Annotated in this window: 16 protein-coding genes; all 16 read left to right on the forward strand. The window is 67.8% G+C overall.

The window, feature by feature from the left end; all coding sequences use genetic code 11:
* Positions 1-8 precede the first annotated feature (8 nt).
* The 16 genes from QN163_02950 (at position 9) to menH (ending at position 18,436) form a co-directional block, all read left to right on the forward strand.
* The gene (locus QN163_02950; GenBank protein ID MDR5682972.1) at positions 9-974 is read left to right on the forward strand and encodes an ABC transporter permease; all 966 of its coding nucleotides are present in this window, start codon (positions 9-11) and stop codon (positions 972-974) included.
* A 24-nt stretch (positions 975-998) separates the two neighbouring features.
* Complete coding sequence (locus QN163_02955; protein ID MDR5682973.1) at positions 999-2,135, forward strand: ABC transporter permease; 1,137 nt, start codon at positions 999-1,001, stop codon at positions 2,133-2,135.
* 68 nt (positions 2,136-2,203) lie between these two features.
* Positions 2,204-2,602, forward strand: a complete 399-nt coding sequence (locus tag QN163_02960) for a helix-turn-helix domain-containing protein (protein ID MDR5682974.1) — start codon at positions 2,204-2,206, stop codon at positions 2,600-2,602.
* 129 nt (positions 2,603-2,731) lie between these two features.
* A complete protein-coding gene (locus QN163_02965; GenBank protein MDR5682975.1) occupies positions 2,732-4,426 on the forward strand; it encodes a peptide ABC transporter substrate-binding protein in 1,695 nt (564 codons plus the stop codon).
* Between the two features lie 90 nt (positions 4,427-4,516).
* Positions 4,517-5,482: an ABC transporter permease gene (locus QN163_02970; protein MDR5682976.1), complete on the forward strand. Its 966-nt coding sequence runs from the start codon at positions 4,517-4,519 to the stop codon at positions 5,480-5,482.
* Between the two features lie 21 nt (positions 5,483-5,503).
* Positions 5,504-6,397 carry an ABC transporter permease gene (locus QN163_02975; GenBank protein ID MDR5682977.1) on the forward strand — a complete coding sequence of 298 codons (894 nt, stop codon included), beginning with the start codon at positions 5,504-5,506 and terminating at the stop codon, positions 6,395-6,397.
* A gap of 189 nt (positions 6,398-6,586) precedes the next feature.
* The gene (locus tag QN163_02980) at positions 6,587-7,624 is read left to right on the forward strand and encodes an ABC transporter ATP-binding protein (GenBank protein MDR5682978.1); all 1,038 of its coding nucleotides are present in this window, start codon (positions 6,587-6,589) and stop codon (positions 7,622-7,624) included.
* A 76-nt stretch (positions 7,625-7,700) separates the two neighbouring features.
* Positions 7,701-8,735 (forward strand): dipeptide ABC transporter ATP-binding protein, encoded by a 1,035-nt coding sequence (locus QN163_02985; GenBank protein MDR5682979.1) that lies wholly within the window; start codon positions 7,701-7,703, stop codon positions 8,733-8,735.
* A gap of 28 nt (positions 8,736-8,763) precedes the next feature.
* The gene (locus QN163_02990) at positions 8,764-10,548 is read left to right on the forward strand and encodes an ABC transporter substrate-binding protein (protein MDR5682980.1); all 1,785 of its coding nucleotides are present in this window, start codon (positions 8,764-8,766) and stop codon (positions 10,546-10,548) included.
* A 64-nt stretch (positions 10,549-10,612) separates the two neighbouring features.
* Positions 10,613-11,635: an ABC transporter permease gene (locus tag QN163_02995; protein MDR5682981.1), complete on the forward strand. Its 1,023-nt coding sequence runs from the start codon at positions 10,613-10,615 to the stop codon at positions 11,633-11,635.
* Between the two features lie 69 nt (positions 11,636-11,704).
* Positions 11,705-12,601, forward strand: coding sequence for an ABC transporter permease (locus tag QN163_03000; protein MDR5682982.1), 897 nt, complete (start codon positions 11,705-11,707; stop codon positions 12,599-12,601).
* Positions 12,602-12,730: 129 nt separating this feature from the next.
* Positions 12,731-13,735 (forward strand): adenosine deaminase, encoded by a 1,005-nt coding sequence (add, locus tag QN163_03005; GenBank protein ID MDR5682983.1) that lies wholly within the window; start codon positions 12,731-12,733, stop codon positions 13,733-13,735.
* 51 nt (positions 13,736-13,786) lie between these two features.
* Positions 13,787-14,431, forward strand: a complete 645-nt coding sequence (locus QN163_03010) for a TetR/AcrR family transcriptional regulator (protein MDR5682984.1) — start codon at positions 13,787-13,789, stop codon at positions 14,429-14,431.
* Entirely contained in the window at positions 14,428-15,828 is a 1,401-nt protein-coding gene (locus QN163_03015) for an isochorismate synthase (protein MDR5682985.1), read from the forward strand. Before QN163_03010 ends, QN163_03015 begins: the two co-directional genes overlap by 4 nt.
* On the forward strand, positions 15,825-17,600 hold the full coding sequence (gene menD, locus QN163_03020; GenBank protein ID MDR5682986.1) for a 2-succinyl-5-enolpyruvyl-6-hydroxy-3-cyclohexene-1-carboxylic-acid synthase: 1,776 nt from the start codon (positions 15,825-15,827) through the stop codon (positions 17,598-17,600). The genes QN163_03015 and menD overlap by 4 nt, the downstream gene beginning before the upstream one ends.
* The gene (menH, locus tag QN163_03025; GenBank protein ID MDR5682987.1) at positions 17,600-18,436 is read left to right on the forward strand and encodes a 2-succinyl-6-hydroxy-2,4-cyclohexadiene-1-carboxylate synthase; all 837 of its coding nucleotides are present in this window, start codon (positions 17,600-17,602) and stop codon (positions 18,434-18,436) included. Before menD ends, menH begins: the two co-directional genes overlap by 1 nt.
* Positions 18,437-18,451: the final 15 nt, after the last annotated feature.

Genomic DNA, 18,451 nt, shown 5'->3' on the forward strand with positions numbered 1-18,451 from the left:
GAATCGAATTGCTTCGTCACATCGTCCGCCGCCTGCTGATCCTGTTCCCGATGCTCTTGGGGATCACGGCCGTCTCTTTCGGGGTCATCCAGCTCGCGCCGGGAGACTTCCTGGACGAGATGCGCCTCAATCCGGTCGTCAGCGCGGAAACCGTGGAGCAGATGCGGCGGAACTTCGGGTTGGACCGGCCGATCCACATTCAGTATCTGAAGTGGCTGTCCAACGTCGTACGCGGGGACTTTGGCTATTCGTTTTCGTTCCACGTTCCTGTGGCCTGGCTGCTAGGTTCGCGGTGGCTCAACACGATCATCTTGAACATCACCGCGTTCGTGTTCGCCTGGATCGTGGCGATTCCGCTGGGCATCCACGCAGCGGTGCGCCAGTACTCGTGGAGCGACAACTCGCTCACGTTCATTGCGCTGCTGGGGATTTCGACTCCGACGTTTTTCTCGGGACTGTTGGGGCTGTATTTGGCCTTCAAGACCGGTTGGCTGCCGATCGGCGGAATGACGAGCTTGGGGTTCGAAGACCTGTCCCCGATCGGCAAGGTCCTCGACGTCGCTCACCACCTCATTCTGCCGACGCTCATCCTCGGGTTCCTCAGCGTGGCCGGCCTGATGCGGCAGATGCGCGGCAACCTGCTGGAGGTCCTCCGGCAAGACTACGTGAAGACGGCCCGGGCGAAAGGGCTGCACAACCGGGTGGTGTTGTACAAGCACGCGGTCCGCAACGCGATCAACCCGCTGATCACGATCTTCGGGTTCCAGCTGGGGGCGCTGCTGAGCGGGTCGGCGATCCTCGAGAACGTGATCGGCTGGCCGGGCATCGGCCAGCTCATCGTCGAAGCCCTGTTCAAGAAGGACCTGTACGTCGTCATGGCGGCGCTCGTGGTCGGGTCCGTCACCCTGGTGCTCGGCAACCTCGTGGCGGACATCTTGCTGGCGGCAGTGGATCCGAGGATCCGGTATGACTGAGGGGGGAGTCAGGGGATCGCGGCGATGGCCAATGTAGCCTTCCCCGAGGCAACCGGTCGACGGCTGGAGGAATCTGACCGGCTGGTGAGGGCCCGTACACCCGCTCAGCTCGCGTGGCGGCAGCTGCGCAAGCACCGCATGGCGCTCATCGGCGGGATCATCGTCGTCCTCTTGTACTTCGTCACGATCTTCGGGGAGTTTTTCGCGCCCTACTCGCTGGATTTCACCGATCGGTCGAAGTTTTACCACCCACCCACGCCGCTGCGCTTCGTCGACGATCAGGGGCAGTTCTCCTTGCGCCCGTTCGTCTACGGAACGCACCTGGCGGACCCGGCCACGCGGCGCTACGAGACGAACGCCGACGAGAAGTACTACGTCCGGTTCTTCGTCCGTGGCGAGCCGTACAGGCTGCTGTTCTTGATCCCGACGAACATCCACTTCTTCGGTGTGGACGAGCCGGGACGGATCTTCCTGATGGGGACCGACCAGTTCGGTCGGGACCTGCTGTCGCGCGTGCTGATCGGCGGCCGGATCTCGATGTTCCTCGGAGTGTTCGTGCTGATGGTGAGCCTGCCGATCGGCGTCATCTACGGGGCGATCTCCGGCTATTTCGGCGGGCGCGTGGACAACGTCATGATGCGCATCGCCGAGATCGTGATCGCCTTCCCGGAGTTCTACCTGCTCCTGGCGCTGGCGGCGGTGCTGCCGCCGCAGATTCCCTCGACGACGCGACTCGTGCTCATCGTCGTGATCATTTCGTTCGTCGGTTGGGGTGGACTGGCGCGTTTGGTGCGCGGCATGGTGTTGTCCCTGCGCACCCAGGAGTACGTGCTGGCGGCGCGGGCCAGCGGAGCGGGGACCGCCTACATCCTGCGGCGGCACGTCATCCCCAACACCGCAACGCTGCTGATCGTCGTCGCGACGCTAAGCATCCCCGGGGCGATGATCGCGGAGGCCGCGCTGTCGTTCTTCGGCTTGGGTATCCGGGAACCACAGGCCTCATGGGGCCAACTCCTCAACGTGGCCAACAATCTGACGACCTTGACGCAGTCGCCGTGGCTGCTTTGGCCCGGCGCGTTCATCGTCGTGGCGGTGGTCGGGTACAACCTCCTCGGCGACGGGCTGCGGGACGCTTTGGACCCGCGTCTGCGGACGAGTTGAGTGCGGGCGGCAACAGGTTGATGGGCGGGCACGGAGAGTGGTACTGGGGAATCGAGGGAAGGTGGAGGATGCGGAGACCACGAGCAGAGACTTCACAGGACGTCCTGACCGTCGAGCAGGTGGCTGATTATCTGCAGCTCAACAAGATGACGGTCTACAAGTACATCCGGGAAGGGAAGTTGCCGGCCAGCCGCATCGGGAAGTCGTACCGGGTCCGCAAGGTCGATCTGGCGGTGTTCCTCGAGGTCTCCCGGGTTCGACCGGTCCGCCGCCCGACGGCGGGCGTCAGCCCGCCCCGCAGGACACCTCGGTCCCAGCGCCCTCCGGAGACTGCGCAAGAGTCCCGTCCGATGCCAGCGCCGACCGGGGGGGCGCAGCCGCCGGTGGGCGAGGTCCGCAGGGAGAGGCCGGGACCGGAGGAAATCACCGGGCACCCGCTGGAGCGCGTGCTGTCCGGGCTGCACTGACGCGTCCGCCGACGACCGGCGAGCCGGGAGGTGAATGACCAGAAAGAGGTGGTGGCATGGAGATGTCGCCATCGGAGGGCTTGGATGACCCACGAACCGGTTACCTTGGATCGTGAGGAGGTGTCCAAGATGAGCAGGCGATGGTCCACGCTCGCACTGGCGGTGTTGGCCGCCCTGGCGCTGCCCGCACTCGTCCTGGCCGGCCCAGCCGGGGGTCCGGCGGCCGGTCCGGACACGATCGTGATCGGCACGCAGCAGGAGCCGGCCGTCATCGGGCTGACGATCTGCGACGCGTGCACCATGTTTGTTGCGACGATGGTCTCGGCGCCGATGTTCGTACCGGACGTCGAGCTGACGAACGAGTGGAAGTACCAGCCGGTGGCCATGGAGAAGATGCCGAGCCTGCGCGACGGCGACTGGCGGCTTCTGCCCGGCGACAAGATGCAGGTCACCTGGCGGCTGCGCCGGGGTCTGCGCTGGCAGGACGGGACGCCGCTCACGGCCGCCGACTACATCTTCGGCTGGCGCGTGAACCTCAACCCGCGCTTCCCCTCGGCCGGGCGCGACGTGTCCGAGCGCGTGGAGAACATCCAGGCGCCCAACGCGAACACGCTCATCGTCCAATGGAAGAGGAAGTACGCCTTCGCCAACTTGGGCGTGGCGGGGTCGGTGGCCCTCCCGCGGCACATCCTGAACGCCGCCTACCAGCGTGATCCGTCCAAGCTGCCGGAGAATGCGTGGGGTACGTCGGAGCGGACGGTCGGCAACGGCCCGTACCGGATCACGCAGTGGCAGAAGGGTTCGTCCATCACGCTGGAGCGGTGGGATCAGTTCAACCACAACGCCGTCGGTGGCTCCTACCGCACGCCATCGGCGATCCGCCGGATCGTGTTCCGGTTCGTGCCCGACACCAACACCCAGATCGCCAACGTGCTGGCGGGCTCGATCGACGCGTTCGACGAGACGGCCATCCCATTCGTGCAGGGTCTCGAGCTGGAAAACCGTCTGCGCCGCGAAGGCCGGCGCGACTGGATCGTGGAGGCCGTGCCCGGTTTGATCTGGGAGCACATCGACCTCAACCTGGACAACTTCCACCTCCGCGACAAACGCGTGCGGCATGCGCTGATCTACGGCATGAACCGTGAGGCGATCGTGCAGAGCCTCTTCGAGGGCAAGCAACCGGTCTCCCACTCGCTGTTCCCCGAAAAACACTACGGCTACCACCGCAACATCAAGCGGTATCCGTTCGACCAGGCCCGTGCGCGGGCGCTGCTGCAGGAAGCGGGCTACCGGCCGGGTCCCGACGGCATCCTGGTGAAGGACGGCCAGCGGCTGTCGCTGGAGTTCGCGACGACTGCGGGCAACCGCACCCGCGAGGCGGTCCAGCAGATCATCCAGCAGCAGCTGCGCCAGATCGGCATCGAGATCGTGATCCGCAACCAGCCCGCGCGGGTGTACTTCGGGGAATCGCTGCCCAAGCGCCAGTTCACGCTGGCGATGTACGCGTGGGTGTTCGGTCCGACGTCGGACTGCGAGGGTCTGTACACCGGCGACACGCTGCCCCCGGACGGCCAGAACTACCCGGGTTACAAGAACGACGAGGTCACGCGGCTGTGCCACGCCATCCCCGAAGAACTGGACGAGGGGCGGCGCGCGCAGATGCTGCGGCGGTTCCAGGAGATCTGGATCGAGGATCTGCCGGTGATCCCTTTGTACTTCCGGTCTGACTACGCCGGCCGCAAGGCTTCGCTCCAGAACTGGCGGCCTACGGGCGCGACGGCGCCGGTGACGTGGAACGCCACGCAGTGGAGGTGGGCCCGGTAGGTCGACCGCATCCACCGGTGGGACCAGAGGGGGAGGGCGGGTGTCCTCCCCCTTCCCGCCGGGGACAGCAGCCTCACGAGGTGCTCGGAAGTGGGCAGGTACCTGCTGCGCCGGACGTTCCAGATGGTCCCGTTGCTGTTCGGGATCTCGGTGATCATCTTCATGGTCCTGGTGATGGCGCCGGGCGACCCGGTGGACCTGCTGCTCTCGGGTAACCCCAGGGTGCGGGCGGAGGACATCAGGCTCCTGCGCGAGATCTACGGTCTGGATGACCCCCTGCACATTCGCTACGTCAAGTGGTTGCGTGCGGCCGTCCAGGGCGACTTCGGCTACTCCAGGACGTACAAGGTCCCGGCCCTGGAACTCGTGATGGCGCGGATCGGAAACTCCCTGTGGCTGACGATCCCGTCGTTTCTGCTGGCGCTGGCGGTGGCGGTGCCGGTGGGCGTGTATTCCGCGCTGCACCAGTACTCCAAGACCGACTACGCGGCGACGTTCTTTGCGTTCTTCGGCGTTTCCGTACCGGCGTTCTGGTTCGGGATCATGATGATCTACGTCTTCGCCGTCACGCTGCGGTGGCTGCCGCCCGGGGGCTTCGTGACGCCCGGCGTGACCGAGGGCATACCCCTCATCCTGGACCGCCTGCGATACATGGTCCTGCCGGTGATCGTGCTGTCGCTGCTGTTGATGGCGTCGCTGACCCGCTACACGCGGGCGGCGATGCTCGAGGTGATCCGCCAGGACTACGTGCGCACGGCACGCGCGAAGGGGCTGGCGGAGCGGGCCGTGATCAACAAGCACGCGCTGCGAAACGCGCTGATCCCCATCGTGACGATCCTGGCCTTGGGCATCCCGGGCCTGTTCGCGGGCGCGCCACTGACCGAGACGGTCTTTGCCTGGCCGGGCATCGGACGCCTGATCGTGGAGTCGGTGGGTGGCGGGGACTACACGGTGGCGCAGGTGGCGCTGCTGTTCCTGTCGGGTCTGGTGCTGATCTTCAACCTGGTGGCCGACGTCGCTTACGCGGTGCTGGATCCGAGGATCCGTTATGACTGAGCGACGACGGCAGAAGCGCCCATGGCCGTAGCCGTCCGGCAGCGACCGAGAGCCGGTGGGGCGCCGGCCATCGCGGGCGGGTACTGGCAGATCGCCGTCCGCCGCCTCCGCCGCCACAAGGTGGCCATGGCCGGTGCGGTGGTGATCGCCGTCCTCGTGCTCATGTCCGTCTTTGCGCCGTGGCTCACCCCGTACGGTTTCGGGGACATCGATCTGCTGAACCGGCTGGCTCCCCCGTCCTGGCGACATCCCCTCGGCACGGACGAGATCGGCCATGACGTGCTGACCCGCCTGCTGTACGCGGGGCGCGTATCACTGCTGGTGGGGTTCAGCGCCGCGGTGGCCTCGGCGCTCGTGGGGACGGTGGTCGGGGTGATCTCCGGGTTCTACGGCGGGCGGCTGGACAACCTGCTGATGCGGTTCGTGGACATCATGCTGTCGATCCCCGACCTGCCGATCCTGATCATTCTGGCCCGCTACTTCGGCGGCAGCCTGCTCGGCATCATCGTGGTGATCACTGCCTTCGGGTGGATGGGTACGGCTCGCCTGGTGCGGGGCGAGGTGCTCCGGCTGAAGAACATGGAGTTCGCGGAGGCGGCGAGGGCTATGGGGGCGTCGAACGCGCGCATCATGGTGCGCCACCTCCTGCCCAACTCCCTGGCTCCAGTCATCGTCTCTGCCACGCTGGCCGTCGGGGGCGCCATCCTGACGGAGGCGGCCCTGTCGTACCTGGGGTTCGGAATCCAGCCTCCGACGCCGAGCTGGGGCAACATGCTGCAGAACGCCCAGGACTTCATCTGGCGGACGCCGTCGCTGGCGTTCTGGCCCGGAGCGATGATCTTCTTGACGGTGTTGTGCTTCAACTTCTTCGGGGACGGGCTGCGCGACGCGCTGGATCCGAGGCTGCGGCAGTGAAGGAGGCACAGAGGGGGTAACGCCAGGCCGGGTGCGGCGCAGACCGGGCGGTGGAGAGGCAGGGGCCGAGAGGACAGGCTCTGGGGCTTGGCGAAAGGGAGATGCTCGTCGGGACGGCGTCCCGGCGGAATTCGAGGCGAGGGGGATACGGAACGTTCGAGGAGTTTGAGCGACCGAGGAGGCATCGAGATGGCCGAACCGCTTCTGTCCGTCCGCAACCTGAAGACGTACTTCTATACCGACGAAGGGGTGGTCCGCGCGGTGGACGGGTTGAACTACGACCTCCAGCGAGGGGAGACGCTTGGCATCGTCGGGGAGTCGGGCAGCGGCAAGAGCGTGCACGCGCTGTCGATCATGCGCCTGATCCCCACGCCCCCGGGGAAGATCGTGGACGGGCAGATCCTGTTCAAGGGGCAGGACCTGCTGCGGCTGACCGAGGAGCAGATGCGCCGGGTGCGCGGCAACGACATCGCGATGATCTTCCAGGAACCGATGACCTCCCTCAACCCCGTGCTGACGATCGGTGAGCAGATCGCCGAGGCGGTGATGCTCCATCAGAAGCTGGACCGCAAGGCGGCGTGGGCGCGGGCGGTCGAGATGCTGGAACGGGTGAAGATTCCTTCGGCCAAGGATCGGGTCCGCGACTACCCCCACCAGTTCAGCGGCGGGATGCGCCAGCGTGTGATGATCGCGATGGCGCTGTCGTGCAACCCGGAGGTCCTGATCGCGGATGAGCCGACGACCGCGTTGGACGTCACGATCCAGGCGCAGATCCTCGACCTGATGCGGGAACTGCAGAAGGACTTCGGTACCGCGATCATCATGATCACCCACAACCTCGGGGTCGTCGCCGAGATGTGCGACAACGTCGTCGTCATGTACGCCGGCAAGCCCGTAGAGCACACGGACGTCGTCCGCACGTTCAAGGATCCCAAGCATCCATACACGTGGGGCCTGCTGCACTCGATCCCCAAGCTGTACGAGCGGGCGGAGCGTCTGATCCCCATCGAAGGGCAGCCCCCGAGCCTCATCGACTTGCCCCCGGGGTGTCCGTTCGCGCCGCGCTGCCCGTTCGCGATGGAGGTGTGCGTCGAGGAGGACCCGCCCGAAGTCCCGATCGCCGACAACCACTACGCGAAGTGTTACCTGTACACGGACAAGGCGACCGAGCAGGATAAGAGGGCGGCAGCGGAGGCGGGGCTGCTGGCGAGTGGGCGAACGATCTAGCGAAACGGAAAGCTCCCCAAGCCGGGCGAAAGCTTGGGGCCTTACATGCTCGACTCTGGACGGGAGGTCATCCGTGATCGGTGACACGATACTCGAAGTTCGCAACCTGGTGAAGCACTTCCCCATCACCAAGGGCTTCATCTTCCAGAGGCAGGTCGGTGCGGTCCGGGCCGTGGACGACATCTCCTTTTCGATCCGCGAAGGCGAGACCCTCGGCCTGGTCGGGGAGTCCGGTTGCGGCAAGACCACCGCCGGCCGCGTCATCCTCCGGCTGATGGAGCCCACGTCGGGCGAGGTCATCTTCCAGGGGCAGAATGTCTTTCGGCTCAATCGGGAAGAGCTGCGGCGGATGCGGCGCGACATGCAGATCATCTTCCAGGACCCGTACTCGTCGCTCAACCCACGGATGACCGTGGGCGACATCATCGGCGAGCCGCTCGAGATCCACCGACTGGCGCGGGGCCGAGAGAAGGTGCGGCGCGTGCAGGAGCTGCTGGAGATCGTTGGGCTTTCCCCCTACCACGTGAACCGGTACCCGCACGAGTTCAGCGGCGGCCAGCGGCAGCGGATCGGCATCGCAAGGGCGCTGGCGGTGAACCCGAAGCTGATCATCTGCGACGAGCCGGTGTCGGCTTTGGACGTGTCGATCCAGGCACAGGTGATCAACCTGTTGGAGGAGTTGCAGAAGGAGTTCAAGCTGACGTACCTTTTCATCGCCCACGACCTGTCGGTCGTGAAGCACATCTCCGACCGCATCGCGGTGATGTACCTCGGCAAGATCGTGGAACTGGCGCCGGCCGACGAGCTGTTCGAGAACCCACAGCACCCCTACACCGAGGCACTGCTGTCGGCGGTGCCGATCCCCGATCCGGAGATCCGACGGGAGCGGATCATCCTGCCCGGCGACGTCCCAAGTCCGGTGAACCCACCCTCGGGGTGTCGGTTCCACACGCGGTGCATGTATGCGGTCGAGTCGTGTCGGACGGAGGAACCACCGTTTGAGGAAGTCCTGCCGGGCCACTGGGTGGCCTGCCCGGTGCGGCCGTTCCGGCACCAGCGCAGCCGGGTGGCGGTGACCTCCCGGCCGGCGACCACCGGGGGCACATCGTAAACGGCAGACGACAGACACGGGAGGGGGGATGCAGATGAAAAACACGCGGTCGCTGGCAATCCTGACTTCGGTGGCCTTGCTGATCTCGCTCGCCTTGGGGACGGGCATCGGTGCCGCCCAGGCGGTGCGCAACCCGGACACTCTCATCATCGCCCACAGCGGGGACGTGGACTCGCTGGACCCGGCGTGGCAGTACGACACGCTGAGCAGCGGGATCACGCTGTGGAACGTCTACGAGACGCTGATCTTCTTCCGCGGCGGCTCGGTGGGAGAGTACGTGCCGATGCTCGCCACGCAGGTGCCGAGCCTGCAGAACGGGCTGATCTCCCGTGATGCCCGTACGTTCACCTTCCCGATCAACCCACAGGCTCGCTTCTCCGACGGGACGCCCGTTACCGCGGAGGACGTGAGGTACTCGCTGCTGCGCATGATGCTGATCGACCGCTCGGGGGGGCCGTCGTGGATCCTGCTCCAGCCGATCACCGGCGAGGACAGCACCCGCGACGAGAGGGGCAACCTGAAGCCCGACATCTACGACAAGGCCGCTCGGGCGATCCAGGTGCGCGGCAACAGCGTCGTCATCACGCTTGCGCGCCCCTATGCACCGTTCTTGAACATCATGGCGTCGTGGTCGCAGGTCATCAGCCGGCGGGCGGCGGTGGCGCGGGGCGACTGGAACGGGGAGCGCGCGACGCTCGCGCAGTTCAACAACCCGCGGCGCAACTCCGACACCAAGCTGTTCGAGGGCGCCGTGGCCAGTGGGCCGTATGTGATCGAGCGGTGGGATCGGGCCGCCAGAACGGTCATCCTGCGCCGCAACGACCGGTACTGGAGGGGCCGGCCGGCGCCGATCCAGCGAATCGTCTACCGTACGGTCGAGGAGTTCGGCACGCGGCGGCTGATGCTGCAGCAAGGAGATGCGGACCTGATCACCGTGGCCCGGCCCGAACAATCCCAGGTCGAGGGCCTGCCGGGTGTGCGGATCGTCGACGACCTCTCGCAGTTCGTGACCCAGGCGCTGTTCATGAACCTGGACGTCAAGGGCGCAGGCAACCCCTACCTGGGCAGCGGGCGGCTGGACGGGAATGGCATCCCTCCCGATTTCTTCAACGACGTGCGCGTGCGCAGGGCGATCGCGCAGTCCATCGACTACGGAGCCACCCGCCGCGACTGCTGGCGCGGCAAGATCGCGCCGGGCAACGGCCCGGTACCGCGCGGGATGTTCGGATACAACGAGCGGGGGCAGTGGTATGCGTTCGACCGCGAGCGCGCGATCGCGGCGTGGCGCGAGGTCGCGGGCGGCCGGGTGTGGGAAACCGGGTTCCGGTTCACGGTGCTGTACAACACCGGCAACGCGGCGCGGAGGTGCGCGTCGGAGATCTTCAAGCGCACCCTGGAGTCGCTCAACCCGCGCTTCCGCGTCGACGTCGTGAGCCTGGCGTGGTCCACATACCTTGCCCAGGAGAGCGAAGGGCGGCTGCCGATCTACTTCCTGGGGTGGGCGGCCGACTACGCCGACCCCGACAACTTCGTCTACCCGTTCATGCACAGCAAGGGGACCTTCACCGGTGCGCAGTCCTACAACAACCCCGAAGTGGACCGGCTGATCGAGGAGGCGCAACGCACGGCCGATCCTGCGCGCCGGCGCCAGATCTACTTCCGGCTGCAGGAGATCGCGTTCAACGACGTCCCGACCGTCTACCTCGGGTACCCGACCGGGTTCATCGTGATGCGGTCGTGGGTACGCGGTTGGTACCACAATCCGATGTTCTTCGGACTCGGCTACCTCCACGCGCTCCGAAAGACCGAGTAAGGGGGAGTGCCGTCCGCAGGGGGCGGGTAGACTGCCCGCCCCCTGTTTTCATCGAACCTGCCGCATGACCCAGTTCATCGTCCGCCGCCTGATGCTGCTTCCGGTCGTCGCTCTGGGGACGACCCTGCTGATCTTCGCGCTCACGCAGCTGCTGTCGCCGGCCATGCGCGCCAGCCTGTTCGTCCAGGATCCCAACCAGATGCGCGACCTGGAGGCGATCATCCAGAAGTACGGTCTGGACCAGCCCTTCCACGTGCAGTACTGGGAGTGGTTGAAGAACCTGGCGCGGGGGGACCTCGGATACTCCTTCGTCGCCCGCCAGACGGTCGCGGAGGCGATCCGCAGCTACTTCCCCATGACGCTGGAGCTGTCGCTGCTGTCGTTTGCCGTGATCCTCGTCGTCGGCGTGTGGCTGGGTACGCTGTCGGCGGTCCACAAGGATCGCTTCGTCGACCATCTGTCGCGCTTCGTCTCGATCGTGGGGACGGGTCTGCCCACGTTCGTGTGGGGACTGCTGCTGCTGCTGGTCTTCTACGGGCTGCGGCCGTGGTTTCCGCCGGGGCGGTTGTCGCTGCAGGCGTACCTGTTCGTGACCTCCGACGGGTTCCACGCCTATACCGGCCTGATGACCGTCGACGCGTTGCTCAACGGCCAGCTGTGGATCTTCTGGGATGCGCTGCGCCACCTCGTGTTGCCCGTACTGACGCTGTCGTATTTCATCGCCGCGGTGCTCGTGCGGGTGACGCGGTCGTCAATGCTCGAGACGCTGCGCCAGGACTACGTTCGCACCGCCAGGGCGAAGGGTGTGGCCGAGCCGGTCGTGATCCGCCGCCACGCGCGCCGCAACGCGTTGATCCCGGTGATCACGCTCGGCAGCCTGATCATGGTCGGTCTGCTGACCGGATCCGTGATCACCGAAACGATCTACGACCTGCCGGGGATCGGGCGTTGGGGGGCGCAGGCGGCCAACCAGCTCGACATCCCCGGAGCGGCGGGATTCGCGCTGTTCGCCGCCCTGCTGACCGTGCTCGGAAACCTCGCCGCCGACGTGCTGTACGCCTTCGTGGACCCACGCATCCGTTACTAAGGAGACGCTGTGAGCGGCGTGCGCACAGCCACCCGACAGGTCCCGGACGTCCGGGGTTCGCGGCTGGGTCTGTGGCGCAGCGGCGTAGCGGAGTTTTTGCGGCGGATGCGCCGCAACCCGCTTTCGATCGCGGGACTCGTGTTGGTCTGCTTCTTCGTGCTCGTCGCGATCCTGGCGCCGGTGCTGGCACCGCCCCCGGAGGGGTGGCGCAACCCCTACCAGATCCCCAACGAGACGTTTGCGCCCGACCCCCGACCGCCGCGTCCGGGCTATCCCTTCGGCACCACCAGCGAGCAGTACGACCTGTACTACGGTGTGGTGTGGGGCACGCGGACGGCCTTCCGGGTATCGCTGACGGTCATCGCGATCTCCGTGGCGGTCGGGCTCGTCATCGGTGGACTGGCCGGATACCGCGGCGGCCTGGTGGACGAGGTCTTCATGCGCATCACCGATGTCTTCTTGGCGTTCCCGGGTCTGATCCTCGCCGTCGTGATCGTCGCGATCTTGGGCAAGGGCCTCGATAAGGTGCTGATGGCGTTGGCGCTCGTTTCCTGGCCGACGTACACGCGTCTGCTGCGCGGCGAGATCCTCTCGGCGAAGGAACGAGACTTCGTGGAGGCGGCCCGCGCGCTGGGCGCATCGGACTTCCGCGTGTTCTTCCGTCACGTGCTGCCGAACACGATCTATCCGGTCGTGGTGTACGGGTCGCTGGACATGGGCAGCGTCGTGATCTCGGCGGCGGCGCTGTCGTTTCTGGGTCTGGGGGCGGAGGTGGGCTATGCGGACTGGGGCCAGCTGATCAACCTGTCGCGCCCCTGGATCATCGGGGCGCCCGGCAACGCGCTGCAGTACTGGTACACGCTGGTCTATCCGGGCCTGGCGATCTCTCTGTTCGTGCTGGGCTGGAACCTGCTGGGCGACGCATTCCGAGACATCATGGACCCGAAGCTGCGGGGTCAGACATGATGGGTCGCGCGCTCCGTGCGGTGTAACCCCCCGAAGGGTCCGAGCACCGGATCCGGCATCCTGTCAAGATTGTGCCCGCCCGCCGCCCGCGGGTATAATCCTACCAACCTCGGGCCAGCGGGGGAGGGGATGGCGGAAGGACCCACGCGTCAGGCGATCCGAGCGCTGCCCAAAGCAGAACTCCACCTCCACCTGGAGACCTCCTTGCGGTTGCGCAGGCTCGCCCAGAAGTTGCACGCGCCGGCCGTCGGGCAACCCTATCTGGTCAGCGACCCCAATTTGCATCACGGCTACGATCGCCTGCGCCGTCTGCGGTATGCCGGCCGGGCGGGGAAGGTGCCAGACAGCCTGTACACCCACGCGAACATCGCGACGATCACCTACGATCTGCTGCGGGAGGCGGCCTCGCAGAACATCCGCTACGTCGAGATCCGCGTCGGCGGGCGCCGCGGATTCACCCTGCTCGGCATCCGGGGGATGCTGGAGGCGATCGCCGCCGGGCGCGAACGTGCGCGCGCCGACTTCGGCGTGCAGTCGGGCACCATCGTCACGATCGTCCGCGAGCGCGGTCCAGAGCACGCGCTGGAAGTCGCCGAGATCGCCGCGGAGTGCCGCGACCGGGGGATCGTGGGGCTGGACATCGCCGGCGACGAGGAGAACTTCCCGCCGACGCTGTTCGTGCGGGCGTGCGAGGTCGCGCGCGACGCGGGGCTGGGGATCACCGTGCACGCCGGGGAGTTTTCCGGTCCGGCATCGGTGTGGACCGCGATCTACCAGCTGGGGGCCAGTCGCATCGGCCACGGATTCCGAGCGGTCGAAGACCCCGAGCTCGTCGCCTGCCTGCGCGAACACAGGATCACGCTGGAGATCTGCCCCACGAGCAACCTGCGGTTGGGTCTGGTGCCCACCCGGCGGGAGCACCCGCTGCGGGCCCTCTTCGACGCGGGCGTCCGGGTGACCGTCAACAGCGACGATCCCGTCCTGCTGGGCACCTCCCTGGAAGACGAGTTCGCAAGCGTCGCGCACGACCATGGTTTCTCGCTGGACGACCTGCGGACCCTCACCCGCTACGCGGTCGAAGCCGCCTTCCACCGCGAGGCCGTCTTGGAGGCCTTCGCCGTACCCGCTCCCTGAGCGGTACCAGGAACCGGTACCAGGAACCCTCAGGATCCGCTACAATTTCGGATGACCGACCGGTCAGTCGTCATGCCCGCATCGACGCGCCAGCAGAGGCTGGCTGCTCAAAAGGACCACACCCGGGGTCGCATCCTCCAGGCCGCCCGGACGGTGTTCGCGGCACGGGGTTATCACGGGACCACCATGGACGACGTCGCGCGCGAGGCCGGGCTTTCCAAGGGCGCCCTGTACGTCCACTTTCCGGGCAAAGAGGACCTGTTCGTCTCGCTGGTCGAAGACTGCGCCGCAGCTCTGGCCGAACGGGTGCTGGCGGCCATCGGGGCGGCCGAGGGCGGGGCCAACAAGGTGGCGGCGGCGTTGCGGGCGGCGGTGGAGGCGTTCTCGGAAAACGAGAGCCTCACGCGCCTGTTGCTCATCGAGGCCGTGGGGCTGAGCCCGGCGCTGGAGCAAAAACGCTTCGCGCTGCAGGCCGCCCTGACCTCCCTTGTCCAGCGCCACCTCGACGACGCGGCCTCAGACGGCGACATCCCGCAGCAGGACACCGCACTGGCTGCGGCCGCGTGGATCGGGGCGGTCAACGAGGTCGTGGTCCGCTGGTTGCACGCCCGCCAGCCCGCGCGGCTGCTCGACGTCGTTTCCCCCCTCACCACCCTGCTGCTGCGGTCCGTGGGATTTCCGGAGGAGCGCCGGTGAAGGCGGCGGTGCACGCAGCCCCCATCCCAGCCGACGCGCTGGAGCGACTGGAGCGACACCACGCCCGCGCCCGCCAGCTGGCCAGGCGCACCGGTCAACCCACGCTGGCGTGGGTCGCACACGCACTGGAACGCACCGCCCCGCCCGACGTCTTCGCCCGCACACCCGATCAACCCCGTTGGCTGTGGAGCAGGCCCGCCGACGGCTTCGAGCTGTTGGGTGTCGGGATCGCCTGGAGGGCTGTCACACGCGGGCCCCGGCGCTTCGACGACGCGGGTGCGGCCTGGAAGCGGCTGGTGGAGCAATCGGTCGGGGATGCCCCCGCCGAGTCGGTGGCGTTTGGGGGATTCTCCTTCGCGCCGCAGGGGCCTTACGCGGAGGAGTGGGCGGGTTTCCCGCCAGGCGAGGTCGCCGTGCCTCGCCTGGCGGTCGTGACGGAGGGTGGGCGGATCCGGATCGTCCTCGCTGCCGCGGCGCTCCCGGACGAGGACGGCAGCACGGAACTGGGCGCCACGCTCTCCCTGGCAGGCCGGTTGTTCGAGTCCGTGCCGCGGGCGGGGTGGGGTAGAGGGCAAGCGACGATCACCGCCGAGCATCCCGCAGCCCCCGCGTGGAAGCGGGCCGTGGCCGACTCGGCCGGGGCGGTGCGCGAGGGCATTTTGCGCAAGGTGGTCTTGGCTCGTCGCGTCGAGTTGCGCCTGGTCTCGTGTGACCCGGCGCGGATGCTCGCACACCTCGCCGATGCGCACCCGCACTGTACGGTCTTCGCCGTCGAACGGGAGGGGGCCGTGTTCTGCGGCGCCACACCCGAGAGGCTGGTGCGGGTGGGAGGCGGATGGGTCGAGGCGATGGCGCTGGCCGGATCCGCGCCCCGAGGACGCAATCCGGACGAAGACGCGGCGCTCGCGCAGACGCTGGTCGCCAGCGCCAAGGAGCGCGACGAGCACGCGGCGGTGGTCGAATGGTTGCGGGAGGCGCTGGGCGGCGTGTCCGAGGAAATCAGCGTCGCGACGGCCCCCGACGTGCTGCAGACGACCGACGTCCAGCACCTGCACACCGGACTGCGCGGCCGGCTGCGCAGTCGGGCCGGAATCCTGGAGGTCGCCGGCCGGCTGCACCCTACGCCCGCGGTCGCCGGCGTGCCCGCGGAGGCCGCGCTCGCGTGGATCCGGTCCTGTGAGCCCCTCGACCGCGGATGGTACGCCGGCGCCGTGGGCTGGACAAACGGGAAGGGCGAGGGGGAGTTCGCGGTCGCGATCCGTTCCGCGCTCGTCCGCGACCGCACCGCGTTCGTCTTCGCCGGTTGCGGGATCGTCGCCGGTTCCGACCAGGACCGTGAGTACGAGGAGTCGCAGATCAAGATGCGCCCGATGCTGCGCGCGCTGGGGGTCCGATGACGTTTGAGAACCCCGCCTATGCCTTCGCCACCGCCGTGGTGGACGAGCTCGTGCGCGGTGGGGTCCGCCACCTGTGCCTGTGCCCGGGCTCTCGCTCGACGCCGGTGGCGCTGGCGGCGGCCGACCACGCCACGCTGCGCGTGTGGACGCTTATCGACGAGCGGTCAGCCGGCTTTTTCGCCGTGGGCATGGCCAAGGCGTTGCGCGCTCCCGTGGCGTTGCTGAGTACGTCGGGCACGGCCGCGGCGAACTTTTTGCCCTCGGTCGTCGAGGCGCGGTACGGTCGCGTCCCGCTCGTGGTCGTGACGGCGGATCGCCCGTACGAACTGCGCGACAGCGGCGCGCCGCAGACGATCGATCAGGTGCGCCTGTACGGGCCACACGCCAAGTGGTTCGCCGACGTCCCGCCGCCGGGTGCGTCCGAGGCGCTCATGCGACATGCCCGGGCCATGACCTGCCGGGCCCTGGCCGTCGCCACGAACGAACCCGCCGGACCGGTCCACATCAACGTCCAGTTCCGCGAGCCCCTCGTCCCGCTGGGTGATCCGCTGCCCCCCGCAGACCCTGCGTCGAGGACCGCCCGCCCCGACGGGACGCCCTACGTGCGCGTCGTTCGGTCGCACCGCTGTCTTGAGGCGGGTTGCGTCGAGGTTGTGGCGCGCGAGCTGCGGGAGCGCGCCCGGGGCGTGATCGTCTGCGGCCCCCAGGACCACCCCGACTTTCCCACAGCGGTCGCCGCGCTGGCGCGGCGGATCGGGTACCCCGTCCTCGCCGATCCACTCTCGCAGGTCCGCTGCGGGCCTCACGATCGGACGGTGGTCGTCGACGCCTACGACGCGATGCTGCGCAGCGACGAGGTCGGGCAACTGCTCGCACCCGACGTCGTCATCCGGTTCGGGGCCACCCCGACTTCGCGGCCGCTGCTCGGTTACCTGGCACGCCATGCGGGCGCGCGTCAGATTCTGGTCGATGTGGCCGGTGAGGCACATGATCCGGACCACGTCGCCGCCGACGTGGTGCAGGCGGATGCGCGGCTGTTCTGTGAAGCCCTCCGGGATGCCCTGGGTGAGCGCGAGGACCGAGGATGGATCGATGCCTGGCGGCGCGCGGCGGCGGCGGCGAGGAGGGCCCTGCGCGCGTACGTGGCGGGTCTGGACGAACCCTTCGAGGGAGCGGTGTTCGAGGATCTGGCGGAAGTGCTCCCGGACGGTGCGCTGCTGTACGTCGGCAACAGCATGCCCGTACGCGATGCCGATGCGTACTTCGGCGGTCGATCGGCCGCGGTGCGGTTCCTCGGCAATCGGGGCGCCAGCGGCATCGACGGTCTGATCTCGAGCGCGCTCGGTGCTGCTGCGGTCAGCGACGGCCCGGTGGTGCTCGTGGTGGGTGACCTTTCCTTCTATCACGACATGAACGGACTGCTGGCGGCTCGGCTGTACGGGCTCAGCTCGACGATCGTCCTGGTCAACAACGACGGGGGTGGGATCTTCTCGTTTCTGCCGCAGGCTGCCCACCCGGAGCACTTCGAGCGGCTGTTCGGGACCCCCCACGGCCTGGACTTCCGGCCCGCAGTCCAGATGTACGGCGGTACCCACACGCGGCCGGACGGCTCCCGGGCATTCCGCCGTGCGGTGCGGAACGCGCTGGAGGAGGGCGGGCTGCAGGTGATCGAAGTGCGGACCGACCGACAGCGCAACGTGGTCCTGCACCGCGCCGCCCAGGGCGCGGCCACCGCCGCGGTGCTGGCGGAGTTGCGGGCAGGGGAGTCCTGATGCCCCGCATCGGCGTGCGGGGCGTCCAGCTGAACGTCGAGACCGCCGGGTCCGGCGCGCCGCTTGTGTTGCTGCACGGATTCGCCGGAACGGCGCAGACCTGGGTCCCGCACACGGCGGCCTTAGCCAAGCGCTGTCGCGTCATCGCGCCTGACCTGCTCGGACACGGAGACTCCGATGCCCCGGACGACTTCGGACGCTATGCGATCGAGGAGGTGAGCGCGGATCTGGTGGCGCTGTTGGACCGGCTGCGAATCGATCGGGCCGTCGTCGTAGGCTACTCCATGGGCGGGCGGATCGCGCTGAACGTGGCCATCGGGTTCCCCGACCGCGTAAGCGCGCTGGTGTTGGAGAGCGCATCCCCGGGAATCGCAGACGCCGCGCACCGCCGCCGGCGCGCGGCGCAGGACGCGGCTCTGGCCGAGCACATCGAGCGCGACGGCGTCGAGGCGTTCGTCGACTTTTGGGAACGTCAGCCGATCTTCGCCTCCCAGGCCCGACTGCCGCCGGGCGTCCGCACCGCGCTGCGTCGCCAGCGTCTGCGCAACGGCGCGCATGGGCTGGCGAACTGCTTGCGCGGCCTCGGGCAGGGCGTCCAGCCGCCGTTGTGGCACCGTATGGCGGAAGTGACCGCCCCGACGCTGCTTCTGGCCGGAGCCCTCGACGCGGACTACGTAGCGATCGCCGAACGGATGCACGATGCGATTCGCGGATCGCAGCTGGCCATCGTGCCCGACGCCGGCCACGCCGTCCACCTCGAGCGACCGGAGGCGTTCGGTGCGGTCGTCGACCGCTGGCTGCGCTCGTTGTGCCCATCCCCCGGATCCCATTGCTGACGTTGCGAGGTGACG

This window comes from Armatimonadota bacterium (assembly GCA_031432545.1).
GTDB lineage: Bacteria > Sysuimicrobiota > Sysuimicrobiia > Sysuimicrobiales > Sysuimicrobiaceae > Caldifonticola > Caldifonticola tengchongensis.

What these genes read in the sequence shown, in the direction of transcription:
- QN163_02955 (MDR5682973.1), top strand. Translation starts at nt 999, where the DNA reads ATGGCCAATGTAGCCTTCCCCGAGGCAACCGGTCGACGGCTGGAGGAA.
- QN163_02960 (MDR5682974.1), top strand. Translation starts at nt 2,204, where the DNA reads ATGCGGAGACCACGAGCAGAGACTTCACAGGACGTCCTGACCGTCGAG.
- QN163_02965 (MDR5682975.1), top strand. Translation starts at nt 2,732, where the DNA reads ATGAGCAGGCGATGGTCCACGCTCGCACTGGCGGTGTTGGCCGCCCTG.
- QN163_02975 (MDR5682977.1), top strand. Translation starts at nt 5,504, where the DNA reads ATGGCCGTAGCCGTCCGGCAGCGACCGAGAGCCGGTGGGGCGCCGGCC.
- QN163_02980 (MDR5682978.1), top strand. Translation starts at nt 6,587, where the DNA reads ATGGCCGAACCGCTTCTGTCCGTCCGCAACCTGAAGACGTACTTCTAT.
- QN163_02990 (MDR5682980.1), top strand. Translation starts at nt 8,764, where the DNA reads ATGCAGATGAAAAACACGCGGTCGCTGGCAATCCTGACTTCGGTGGCC.
- QN163_02995 (MDR5682981.1), top strand. Translation starts at nt 10,613, where the DNA reads ATGACCCAGTTCATCGTCCGCCGCCTGATGCTGCTTCCGGTCGTCGCT.
- add (MDR5682983.1), top strand. Translation starts at nt 12,731, where the DNA reads ATGGCGGAAGGACCCACGCGTCAGGCGATCCGAGCGCTGCCCAAAGCA.
- QN163_03010 (MDR5682984.1), top strand. Translation starts at nt 13,787, where the DNA reads ATGACCGACCGGTCAGTCGTCATGCCCGCATCGACGCGCCAGCAGAGG.
- menD (MDR5682986.1), top strand. Translation starts at nt 15,825, where the DNA reads ATGACGTTTGAGAACCCCGCCTATGCCTTCGCCACCGCCGTGGTGGAC.
- menH (MDR5682987.1), top strand. Translation starts at nt 17,600, where the DNA reads ATGCCCCGCATCGGCGTGCGGGGCGTCCAGCTGAACGTCGAGACCGCC.